The following is an 11,911-nucleotide window of genomic DNA, read 5'->3' as shown; positions in this document are numbered from 1 at the left end:
AAGGAGAAAACAATGGAAAATATTATATTAATGACTGATTCATACAAGTCATCACATTTTTTGCAATACCCAGAAAACACAACTTATATACACGATTATATTGAAAGTCGTGGTGGATTATATGGATATACAAAATTTTTTGGACTTCAATACTACTTAAAAAAATATTTAAGCCAAAGAATTACAATGGAAATGGTAGAAGAAGCTAATGAAATTATTACTCTTCATGGTTTACCTTTCAATAGAGAGGGTTGGGAATATATTGTAAAAGAATTAGACGGTAAATTACCACTAAGAATTAGAGCTGTACCTGAGGGAGCAATAATTAAAAACCACAATGTTTTAGTTACGGTTGAATCTACTGATAGTAAAGTTCCTTGGATAGTAAGTTGGTTTGAAACATTACTTCTTAAAATTTGGTATCCAATTACTGTAGCAACTTATTCATATAAGATTAGACAGATAATATCATACTATTTAGAATTAACATCTGATAAACATGATGAAGAAATTGATTTTAAATTACATGATTTTGGATATAGAGGTGTTTCAAGCGAAGAAAGTGCTGGTCTTGGAGGATTAGCTCATCTTACTAATTTCAAAGGCACAGATACGCTTAAATCAATTATTTTCGCTAGAAAATACTATGATTGTAATATGCCAGGCTACTCTATTCCAGCTTCTGAACATAGTACTATGACATCTTGGACAAGAAATAATGAAAAAGAAGCATATAAAAATATGTTAGATAAATTTCCTACAGGACTAGTTTCTATTGTAAGTGATAGCTATAATTACTACAATGCTATAGAAAATATTTTTTCTAAAGAATTAAAAGATGAAATATTAAAAAGAAATGGAACAATAGTAATAAGACCTGATAGTGGTGACCCTATTACAAATATTTTATTCACTTTAAAAATTGTTGAAGAAAATTTTGGTGTTACAATTAATTCAAAAGGTTATAAAGTACTAAATAATATTAGAATAATACAAGGTGACGGAATATATGAAGATAATGTTTGGGATATCTTAAAGGCAATAAAAGAAAATGGATATTCTGCTGAAAATATATCTTTTGGTTGTGGTGGTTCTCTTCTTCAAGGGAACAAACAATCAAGTATAAATAGAGATACTCACAAATTTGCAATGAAATGTAGTTGTGTAAAAATAAATAATAAATTAGTTGATGTTTATAAAGATCCTATTACTGATAAAGGAAAAGTAAGTAAAAAAGGTAGATTAGATTTAATAAAAAAAGAAAACGGAGAATTACAAACTATAAAAATTTCATATTTAGATGAAAATAATTATCATCAAAACTCTATTTTAAATATTGTATATGAAAATGGAGAGATAATAAAAGAATATACATTAGATGAGATTAGAAATAATACTTATCTATTCTACACACAAGAAAAATTAAATTCAAGATTATAAAAGGTGTGTTTCCTAGTTAATTTAGGAAACATACCTTTTACTTTTAATTACACGTAAATACTGTATTTACTACATGTTTTATATTATGTATATAGCTAATTATTTAACTTGATTTAACACTTGATAAATAAATTAAATTATAATATAATCATATCCAAGGAGATTAATATTTAAAAAGCGCCAGAACTTTTTTAAGTTGACGAGGATTGGAATTATCGAAATTTCGGCGGATATTCCAAAGGTGGTTACAACCATTACTAACAAAAACACAAAGTGATTTGTGGAACAAATAAGTAATAGTAACAATCTCCAATTTTATAATTCATAGGAGGTTTTTATGTGTGGAATAATTGGATATTCTGGAAGTAAATCAAATGCAGTAGATATACTGCTAGAAGGACTTGAAAAAGTTGAATACAGAGGTTATGATTCAACGGGAATTGCTTTCATAACTGAAAATGGGATTCAAATAGAAAAAAAAGAAGGAAAGCTTGATAATTTAAAAAATCATATGAAAAACTTAAATGTACTCTCTTCCTTAGGTATTGGACATACTAGATGGGCAACGCATGGTATTCCAACTGATAATAATGCTCATCCTCACTACAGTGAAAAAAGAGATGCAGCACTTATTCATAATGGTATTATAGAAAATTATGATGAATTAAAAAAAGAACTAATAAAAGATGGTGTAAAATTTAGTTCAGATACAGACTCAGAGGTGGTAGTTCAATTATTTTCAAAATTATTTGATGGTGATTTATACTCTACTCTAAAAAAAGTATTAAGTAAAATAAGAGGAACATATGCTTTTGCATTAATTCATAAAGATTTTCCAGATAAAATGATATGTTGTAGAAATCATAGTCCATTAATAGTTGGTATAGGTGAAAATCAAAATTTTGTAGCATCTGATGTTTCTGCTATTTTAAAATATACAAATAAGGTTATTTATCTTGAAGATCAAGATATAGTGATACTATCTAAAGATAATGTAACTATATATGATAAAGATGAAAATATTATTGAAAGAGAAATTAAAAAAATAGATTGGTCATTTGAACAAGCTACAAAAGGTGGTTATGACCATTTTATGATAAAAGAAATTGAAGAACAGCCTGAAATAATAGATAAAATCTTAAATGTTTATGTAGATAAAGAAAAAATATAAACTTTACTGAAAAGTTGCAAACTATAAACTTTAACAATATAGATAAAATATATATAATTGGTTGTGGAACTGCATACTATGCAGGATTACAAGGACAATATTTTATGAAAGAAATATTAGATATAGATGTATTTACTGATATAGCTTCTGAGTTTAGATATAATAATCCTAAAATAACAGATAAAACATTAGCTATATTTATAAGTCAGTCAGGGGAAACAATAGATACTTTAATGTCTATGAAATATGCTAAAGAAAAAGGTGCTAAAATATTAGCAATATCAAATGTTTTAGGTTCAACAATAACAAGAGAATCAGAAAATGTTATATACACTCTTGCAGGACCTGAAATATCAGTTGCATCTACAAAAGCATATAGTTCACAAGTATTAATACTATATCTACTATCGTTATTTATAGGGAAAGCAATAAATAAATTAGAAGAAAATAAATATTTACAATATATTTCTGATATTTTATTACTTAAAGAAAATATATTAACATTAATTAAAGACAAACATAAGATTCATAATATTTCTATAAAAATAAAAGACATGAAAAATGGATTTTACATAGGAAGAGGAATAGATGAGAAAGTTGCTAGAGAAGGTAGTTTAAAAATGAAAGAAATTAACTATATTCATACAGAAGCTATTCCTTCTGGAGAACTAAAACACGGAAGTATTGCTCTTATTGAAAACGGAGTTTTAGTTGTTGCAATTTCAACAAATTTAGATATGGACGAAAAAGTTATTTCTAATATTAAAGAGGTTAAAGCTAGAGGTGCTTATGTAATAGGTGTTTGTAATAAAAATAGCTTAATATCAGATGTAGTAGATGATGTTATACAAATAAATTCAACAGGAACATTATTAACACCATTTCTTGCAGCTATAAGTTTACAATATTTGGCATATTACACTTCTTTTGAAAATGGATATGATGTAGATAAACCTAGAAATCTTGCAAAATCAGTTACTGTAGAATAGAAACGGAGAGATAATATCTCTCCATTTTTATTTACTCATTATAAATTTTAAAATCTTCTATGCAGATAATTTGATCTGTTGTTTCATTTAAAAATTCTATATCATGTGAAACAATAAATATTATATTATTTTCTGTTTTCATTTTTTTTATTAATTTTGAAATTTTTAACATATTTTTGTAATCCATTCCACTTGTAGGTTCATCAAAAAATATAAATTTAGAATTTTTACATAAAACAGAAGCTATTGCTACTCTTTGCTTTTGACCTCCTGATAGGCTCATAGGATGTCTATCTTTTAATTCTATAATTCCAAGTTCTGACAATACTTGATTAATTTTATCCTGACTTAAATTTTTAACACCTAACCTCATCTCTTCTTCAACAGAATCTGTAAAAAGTTGATGATTAACATCCTGCATAACAAGTGCTGAATCTTTCAATCTATCTTTTTTACTTAAAGGAATGTTTTGAAATAATATATCGCTTTTTTCTTTATCTTCAAGACCTGTTATAACACGTAAAAATGTAGATTTTCCACTTCCATTCTTACCTATAATTCCATAAATATTTCCTAAACTAAAAGAAATATCTTCAATTTTTAATACACTTTTATCTTTAAAATTAACCATAAGCTTTTTAATTACTAAATCATTATTACCATATTTTTCAACTTTTTTCAAAATAGGTTTATTAATTGCTCTAATTCCCCATTTTATCAATTGTTCATTTGATAATGATAAAAATTCATTTTTAGTAAAAACTTTTTCTACTCTTCCATCTTTAATAAAAATTACACTGTCTACTATATCCATTAAATAATAAATTCTATGCTCTGCAATAATAAGAGTTATCCCTTTATTTTTCAAAATTTTTAACATTTCTTTTAATACATTAATATATTTATAATCTAAATTAGATGATGGTTCGTCAAGAACTATTATTTTACATCCTGAAATATAGCAAGATGCAATACATAAAACTTGTTTTTCTCCACCAGATAATTCAAAAATATTTCGTCCTAATAAATGTTCTATAGGGAAAATTTCTAACATATTTTTCATACGGATTTCCATTTCTTCCCTATCAAGACCTATATTTTCAAGATAAAATAATAATTCTAATGTTGTATTAATATTGAAAAAATGTGTTTTAGGATTTTGAAAAACACTAGATATCAATAATGAGATTTTATAAAGCTCTATATTTTTTATTTCCTGTCCATTTATTTTTATACTTCCATTAATATGAGCATTTTCATATTCAAAAGCCAATCCATTAATAGAATTAATAATAGATGATTTCCCACTACCACTTTCTCCAGTTAATAAAACACATTCTCCGCTAGCTATATTAATTGAAATATCATTTAATACTTTATTTTCTTCTCCATATAACAAAGATAAATTTTCTAATTTTACCATAATAATCCTCCAATCACTAAAAGTATTATTGTAATTACATAAATGAAATCAATTGGATTTACACTTATACTAATATATCTTGTCTTTTTAATAGGATTAGCAATACATTTTGTTTCAGCAGATTTTGATATATCATCTGCTATATTTGATGAAATAATAAGTAAAGGGACAGCCACATACTCCAAATATTTAATTGGATTTTTAATTTTTATTCCTCTTATTCTCATAGCCATTTTTATATTATTTCTTTCTTCAACAAATGATGGAAAAAATCTAAACATTACTGCTACTGGTATAGATATTGTATTTGGAATTTTTAAACAATCCATAGAAGAAATAATACTCCCTACATCAGATGTTTTAATTAAAAATTTACCAGCAGAAAATGGGATATAAAACATACGAAGTACAAATAATAATGAAAATATAAGCTTTACTATAAATGGTAATTTAGCCAAAATTTCAAAGCTAGGTGCAAAAAATAAAATACCAAATACAATTATATTTTTCATTGCATCTCTTTTTAATCCATTTATTAAATACATAAATGAAATAACAAATATAATTGCCCATTCAAAATAATGATTTATTGAATTTAAAATTATAATACCTAATAATCCTACAACGAAAAACTTCGTTATAGGATTTGGATTTAATCTGTTAGCCTTAATAAAATACATTAAATAATACCTGCTTTTTCAAAATGTCTTTTAAGGAATACCTTTCCAATATATGCACCTATTATTCCTCCAATAATTGCTCCTAAATAAACTAATAACATATGTGGATATGTAATTAATCTTTCTAAGTTATCAACATATTCTTTACCCATCATCATAGAAAGTTCAATATATTTTTCTTTTGCCAAAAGCATTTGCATAAGTGAACCACAAATCCATGTATTAAAAATAGCAAAAGCAAACATATTATATTTAAATGAGCTGTAATTCCCTATTCTTCTTACACCTTCAGCTATAAGCATTACAATAAGTGCATGTACTGCAATTACGTAAGTATGCCCTAATGCAAACATAAGAAATGGAGAAAATACTCCAAGTATAAATAATGACCAAGGTTTTTGGACTTTTGCCATAAACAACATAATTATTGTACCTGATACAATACCAAGTATAGTTGGGTAAATTAGAAATAAAATTGGTACTAGTCCAATCATTCCAACCGAAAACATAATAACGGTATAAATAACAATAAATACTCCTATTGTTACTAAATCTTTAATTTTTAAATTATTTTTTTTCATATTAATTCTCCTAATAATTAAATTCATCTGCTAATTTTGTTTTTTGAATCAAATTTTTATAAACTTTTGAAGTTTCTATAAGTTCTTCATGATTTCCTACATTTTCAACATATCCATTGTCAATAACAACTATTTTATTTACATTCTCAATTGATTTCAATCTATGTGAAATAATTATGACAGTTTTATCTTTTATTAATTTATTTAAACTATCTTGAATTTTCTTTTCATTATCTACATCAAGACTCGATGATATTTCATCTAATATCAATATTGGTGCATTCTTTAAGAAAGCTCTAGCAATAGAAAGTCTTTGTCTTTCTCCACCTGATAACTCTGCACCATTTTCACCAATAAAAGTATTAAATCCATTTGGTAATTTATCAATAAAATCCATACAATTTGCAAGTTCTGCTGCCCTTTTAACTTCTTCATCTGTAGCTGATTCCTTACCTAAACGAATGTTTTCTAATATGCTTGTATTAAATAAAGTTACATCCTGGAAAACTATAGATATATTTTTAAATAAAGAATCTGTTGAGACATTTTTAATATCTTTACCATCAATTAAAATATGCCCATCATCATAATCATAAAGTCTTGATACTAATCTTAATATAGATGTTTTACCTGATCCTGATGCACCAACAATAGCCGTAACTTCTCCCTGCTTTGCTATAAAACTTATATCCTTCAATATTTGAGTATTTGAATCATAAGAAAATGATACATTCTTAAATTCTATATCATAATTAGAAAATTTTGTGTGATTTACCTCTTGAATAATTTCATTTTTAATTTGTTTAATCCTTTTAATTGCAGGTTCTATATAAAACATTTCCATTAATCCCTCTTTAGAAATATCAAGTAATTCTTTTATTTTTATAGATGATATAATATATCCTATTAAGTATAAAAGACTAATTTGATTATTAATTAAAAGATAGATTCCAACTGCTATTACCACAGCAACACTTATATATGAAAAAAGTGATGATAAACTAATAACTGAAATTAATCCCAATTCAACTCTAAAATGAATTTTTTCGCTTTCTTCCATTTTTTTATATAATTCTTTTTTTATTTTTTCCGATTTATTAAAACTACTAATTTCTTGTTGTAATTCAATAGTTTCTTGAAATAATTCAGAATTATCTCTAAGCACCTTAAAATATTTACTATCTCCTGAATTTATTCTTTTCTTATTTAATGGTAATATTATAAAGCTTAAAAGAGTTGGAATAATAACAGCTAGTCCCAATTCCCAATTTCCGATTAACATCATTAATCCCATAACAGGAAAGAATAACCATATACCAACAACTTTTGGAATAGCATGACTCATAGCATGCTCAATTGCCTGTACATCTGACATAATAGTTTGAGATAAATCCGATAAATCATGCTTTGAGAAATAGGCAATAGGAATATCTGCTAAAGTTTTAGAAATTTCCTTTCTTAAATTTGCTGATTCTTTATATGTTGCATTATATAAACTAACATATTCTTTTGATAATAATATATACATTAATGTTAAGGTTAATACAGCGATAAGTATATATTTCAATGGGCTAACTACATTTCCTAAAATCAATTGATTAAGCAGTGTCATTAAAATAAATATTATAGCTAAATTAATGAAATATGTTAAAAAACAAAAAAAAGTAGCTTTAGTTAAATTCTTTGCACCCTGTTCTGATAAAGCGTAAATCTTTTTATAATAATTCTTCATTTGAAACCCTCCAATCATTTGCAGTTTCATATAAATTAAGCAATCTACTGTATAATCCATCTTTTCTTAGTAATGTTTCATTATTTCCTCTTTCAACTAATTTACCATTTTCTAATACAAGTATTTCATCAACATTTTTTATACTACTCATTCTATGTGCAATCATGATTACTGTTTTATCTTTCATTAAATTTTTGAAAGCTTTTTGTAATTCATATTCATTATCAGCATCAATAGAAGCACTAGCTTCATCCATAATAACTATAGGAGATTTCTTTAAAATTGCTCTTGCAATAGCAATTCTTTGTTTTTCTCCACCAGAAAGATATATACCTTTTGAACCTATAATAGTATTTTCTTTTTCTTTAAATTTAGAAATAATTTCATCACAACCAGCAAGATTAATAGCTTTCATCACTTCTTCTCTACTAGCATTTTCATCAGCTAAAGCAACATTATCATATATAGATTTTTTAAATAATTTACTATCTTGAAATACAAATGAAATATTATTTATAATTGCTTCTTTTGTATATTCTTCAAGTGGATATCCACCTATTTTAATAAAACCACCATCTACTTTGTAGAATCCTGATATAAGTTTAGCAACTGTTGATTTACCTGAACCAGAATGTCCTACTAAAGCATAAGTTTTCTTTTCATCTAAAGAAAAAGATAAATTTTCTAATACTTTATTTTCTCCATATGAAAAACTAACATTATCAAATTCAATATTATAATTATCAAAATTTTCTCTTTTACCATAACTTAACTTATCTTCTTGCATTTTATTATATAAATTTTCTAAGTTATCCATTGCATAATTTGCATTAAAAATATTCATGCTTGCCCACATGATTTTCATAAATGACACCATCATTACTCCACTTAAAAAGAAAATCATAATAAGCTCTACAGCTATTACCTTAGGCTCATTTATTTCTGTTAGAAAAAAACTAAGTGGTATAGTAATAATAGCAATTAATCCTAGAAATATTAACTGATACAAAACATAAGGTTTTTTACATGAAATAGAATATTCATAAGCATATTTTGAATAGTCAATAATGGCATCATGAAGGGCTTTAAAAGATTTTAATTTTATACCAAAAATTTTAACTACTTGAATACCTCTAATATACTCTACTGTTTCTGAACTTAATTTATCAAGTGAAGCTTGATATAGTTTCATAAATTCTCCATTACCCATCATTTTCTTTAATATAAAAGCTGTTACTATCGATAAAGTAATAATAACTGCTCCCACACGGAAACTAATCAGAAATGATAATGTAAGAGCAAAAATAGGAACTAAAAAAGCCTGTGAATTATCTGGAATCATATGAGCTACCGCCATATGTGTCTTAACTGCATTATCATCTATAGTTTTTCTAATATAACCAGATGAATGCAAATCAAAAAATCTGAAACTTGAATCTGTTAGTCCATCTATTCCCCTCTTTCTTAAATTTGTTTCCAATCTAAATGCTAATTTGTGAGAAATAGTTAAAGATAAAATATACATTAAAAAACTTAAAGTTAAATAACATACAATTCTTATTGAATGATAACTTGCATTTTCAAAATTATTACTCACAATAACTTCTTTTAAAAATTGATATATGTAGTAGTATCCATATACCATTAAAAAAGCTGAAATTCCCGATATTATAATACTTATATAACCCATTAATTTACAATCTGGTACATATCGAAACAATTTCTTATAAACTTCCATTATAATCATCCCTTTCTAATATATAAATAAACATTTTTTCTAATAAATCTCTATTTTTCTTAAAATTTTCTCTTGCTTCTAAAATATCAGAAGCAACTATTAAGGCATTAATAAAATCATTAACAAACAAAAAACTATTGGGTTCAAATAACATATCAGAATCATCATCAAAAATAGTTTTTAAACTCTCTTTTGTTCTCTCTTGAAGTTCAATCATAATATTATTTAATTCTGGAATTCTTTTCTTAGAAACTAAAAATTCAACATAAAGAGGCATATACGGATTTTCATCTATAATTTTATCAACAATTTGTTTTGCTATAAACTGATTATTTGATAAATTATTACGTTCATTTAAATGACTTTTTATTATTTCACTTCTATATTCAATTCCAAAAATCATAATATCCTTAAAAATATCTATAACACTTTTATAATAATGATATACTCCACCCCTAGATAATGTGGTTTCAGATATAATATCTTCCATTGTAGTATTTTCTAATCCTTTAATTGTAATTATTTTGGTAGCTGCTTCCATAATTTCTCTTTTTCTTTCAGCTTCACTTAATCTTTTTGCAGGACTCACATTCACACCTCCTCTTACCGACACATGTGTCGATAAATTATTATATACCTTTTTTACTATATTAGCAAGTACTTTTTATAAAAAATATTTTGATATTCAAACTTTCTTATAAATAAAAGAAAAAACGATAGTTTTTGGCTATCGTCTTAAACAAATTTTTAAATTAATTCTTTAATTAAAATATCTTTTATTGCTCTTTTATTAAATCATAAATTATTTAAAATAATATAAGTGATAAAATAAGCATAAATAATACACCTAATATCATAGGTATAGAAGTTCTTTTAACAAGATTAATAGGATCTTCCTTAACTGCCCCAGAAACAATCATAATAACAGCTGAAACTGGAGAAACAGCACGTAATAAATTACCTGATAAACCTAAAGGTATAGAAATGGCTATAGGCGAAATATTTGCTGCTTTTGCTAAAGGTACTAAAAGTGGTATTAATGCAAAGAATAAAGCTGTTCCACTTCCACTTAATAAAACTATTATAGCTGTGAATATAACTAAAATAATAGGTAATAAAATACCTGAGGCACTAGTTTTAGTCATTACTTCTTGTAATATATTTATTAATCCAATACCTTTTAATCCATTTACATAAGTTGATGCTGCTACTAATAGTACAACTATTCCCATTGAATTTCCCATACCTTTGAAAAATTGTTCTACTACCATTAAAGAACTATTAACATTTCTATTTTTAATAATTTCTATTAATATAGTAATTATTACTGAAATAATAGTTACAGATAAAACACTTAAAGATAATTTTGTTTTTGTTATACTTTCTAAAACAAAACTGATAAGTAATATTAATATTGGTAATAAAGGTAATAATGAATATACTAAACTAAAAGGTTTTTCTTCTTTTATTTCAATCTTATCTTCTTCAAAATTATCATTTGAGAATTGTTTTTTATCACAATATTTTTGCCATATCATATGTACAATAGACATGAAAAATAAAGTTGGTATAGATACAATTGCATGTGAACCAAAAACATAACTTTCAACAGATATTCCTAATTCAGAAGCTACAGCTACATTATCTGACCCTAATGGTGTTGGCATAATTGTTGCAGTAGTCGCTATAATAGCTGCTGCTGTTAAATTACTCATTCCTGATTTTCTTAAAACTGGAAATAATGTAGCAATTAAAATAATTGCTAAATTTGATGCACTAGGAATAACTAATGATAAAAGATTTCCTAACAAGAAAACAATAGGTATTAAAATATAAACAGATTTAACTTTTTTAAGTGGTTTAGTTAATAATCTAACTGTCATATCATTTGCACCAATTGCACTCATATACGCTGAGTATCCACCTAAAATAAAGATTACTAAACCTGCACCACCAAGTGTTGTACCAAATTGTTTTATAATTACATCAATAGGATTTAATAAAAAATTAGTATACTCTCCTTTTAATATCTGTGCAATATATAACAACAATAATCCTATCCCAAATAAAGTTATTTTAATATCATGTTTTTTTAATAACATGTATCCAACAAATAAGACTGATAAAAATCCTATAATAACTACGAACATAATTAAA

8 protein-coding genes and 1 pseudogene are annotated in these 11,911 nt (G+C 25.3%); 2 read left to right on the top strand and 7 right to left on the bottom strand.

The features are described from left to right. Positions 1–12: 12 nt before the first annotated feature. Both BT993_RS00445 and glmS read left to right on the top strand, forming a co-directional pair. Positions 13–1,440 carry a nicotinate phosphoribosyltransferase gene (locus BT993_RS00445; RefSeq protein ID WP_072592708.1) on the top strand — a complete coding sequence of 476 codons (1,428 nt, stop codon included), beginning with the start codon at positions 13–15 and terminating at the stop codon, positions 1,438–1,440. 337 nt (positions 1,441–1,777) lie between these two features. Beyond that, positions 1,778–3,600: pseudogene (gene glmS, locus BT993_RS00440) on the top strand (glutamine--fructose-6-phosphate transaminase (isomerizing)). 31 nt (positions 3,601–3,631) lie between these two features. On the opposite strand, the gene BT993_RS00435 reads toward glmS, so the two are convergent. The 7 genes from BT993_RS00435 to dcuC all read right to left on the bottom strand — a co-directional run bounded on the left by BT993_RS00435 (position 3,632) and on the right by dcuC (position 11,904). Next, a complete protein-coding gene (locus BT993_RS00435; RefSeq protein WP_072592707.1) occupies positions 3,632–5,023 on the bottom strand; it encodes an ABC transporter ATP-binding protein in 1,392 nt (463 codons plus the stop codon). After that, positions 5,017–5,703 carry an energy-coupling factor transporter transmembrane component T family protein gene (locus tag BT993_RS00430; protein ID WP_072592706.1) on the bottom strand — a complete coding sequence of 229 codons (687 nt, stop codon included), beginning with the start codon at positions 5,701–5,703 and terminating at the stop codon, positions 5,017–5,019. Before BT993_RS00430 ends, BT993_RS00435 begins: the two co-directional genes overlap by 7 nt. Beyond that, entirely contained in the window at positions 5,703–6,284 is a 582-nt protein-coding gene (locus BT993_RS00425) for an MptD family putative ECF transporter S component (protein ID WP_072592705.1), read from the bottom strand. Before BT993_RS00425 ends, BT993_RS00430 begins: the two co-directional genes overlap by 1 nt. A gap of 10 nt (positions 6,285–6,294) precedes the next feature. Continuing rightward, positions 6,295–8,016 carry an ABC transporter ATP-binding protein gene (locus BT993_RS00420; protein ID WP_072592704.1) on the bottom strand — a complete coding sequence of 574 codons (1,722 nt, stop codon included), beginning with the start codon at positions 8,014–8,016 and terminating at the stop codon, positions 6,295–6,297. After that, positions 8,000–9,754 (bottom strand): ABC transporter ATP-binding protein, encoded by a 1,755-nt coding sequence (locus tag BT993_RS00415; protein WP_072592703.1) that lies wholly within the window; start codon positions 9,752–9,754, stop codon positions 8,000–8,002. The genes BT993_RS00420 and BT993_RS00415 overlap by 17 nt, the downstream gene beginning before the upstream one ends. Beyond that, the gene (locus BT993_RS00410; protein ID WP_072592702.1) at positions 9,741–10,343 is read right to left on the bottom strand and encodes a TetR/AcrR family transcriptional regulator; all 603 of its coding nucleotides are present in this window, start codon (positions 10,341–10,343) and stop codon (positions 9,741–9,743) included. Before BT993_RS00410 ends, BT993_RS00415 begins: the two co-directional genes overlap by 14 nt. Before the next feature lie 217 nt (positions 10,344–10,560). Beyond that, the gene (dcuC, locus tag BT993_RS00405) at positions 10,561–11,904 is read right to left on the bottom strand and encodes a C4-dicarboxylate transporter DcuC (protein WP_072592701.1); all 1,344 of its coding nucleotides are present in this window, start codon (positions 11,902–11,904) and stop codon (positions 10,561–10,563) included. Positions 11,905–11,911: the final 7 nt, after the last annotated feature.

It is taken from the genome of Streptobacillus ratti, assembly GCF_001891165.1.
Classification (GTDB): domain Bacteria; phylum Fusobacteriota; class Fusobacteriia; order Fusobacteriales; family Leptotrichiaceae; genus Streptobacillus; species Streptobacillus ratti.
The sequence above is the reverse complement of the archived record's forward strand: the minus strand, read 5'-3'. Positions and strand labels throughout refer to the sequence as shown.

What these genes read in the sequence shown, in the direction of transcription:
- BT993_RS00445 (WP_072592708.1), top strand. Translation starts at nt 13, where the DNA reads ATGGAAAATATTATATTAATGACTGATTCATACAAGTCATCACATTTT.
- BT993_RS00435 (WP_072592707.1), bottom strand. Translation starts at nt 5,023, where the DNA reads ATGGTAAAATTAGAAAATTTATCTTTGTTATATGGAGAAGAAAATAAA.
- BT993_RS00430 (WP_072592706.1), bottom strand. Translation starts at nt 5,703, where the DNA reads ATGTATTTTATTAAGGCTAACAGATTAAATCCAAATCCTATAACGAAG.
- BT993_RS00425 (WP_072592705.1), bottom strand. Translation starts at nt 6,284, where the DNA reads ATGAAAAAAAATAATTTAAAAATTAAAGATTTAGTAACAATAGGAGTA.
- BT993_RS00420 (WP_072592704.1), bottom strand. Translation starts at nt 8,016, where the DNA reads ATGAAGAATTATTATAAAAAGATTTACGCTTTATCAGAACAGGGTGCA.
- BT993_RS00415 (WP_072592703.1), bottom strand. Translation starts at nt 9,754, where the DNA reads ATGGAAGTTTATAAGAAATTGTTTCGATATGTACCAGATTGTAAATTA.
- dcuC (WP_072592701.1), bottom strand. Translation starts at nt 11,904, where the DNA reads ATGTTCGTAGTTATTATAGGATTTTTATCAGTCTTATTTGTTGGATAC.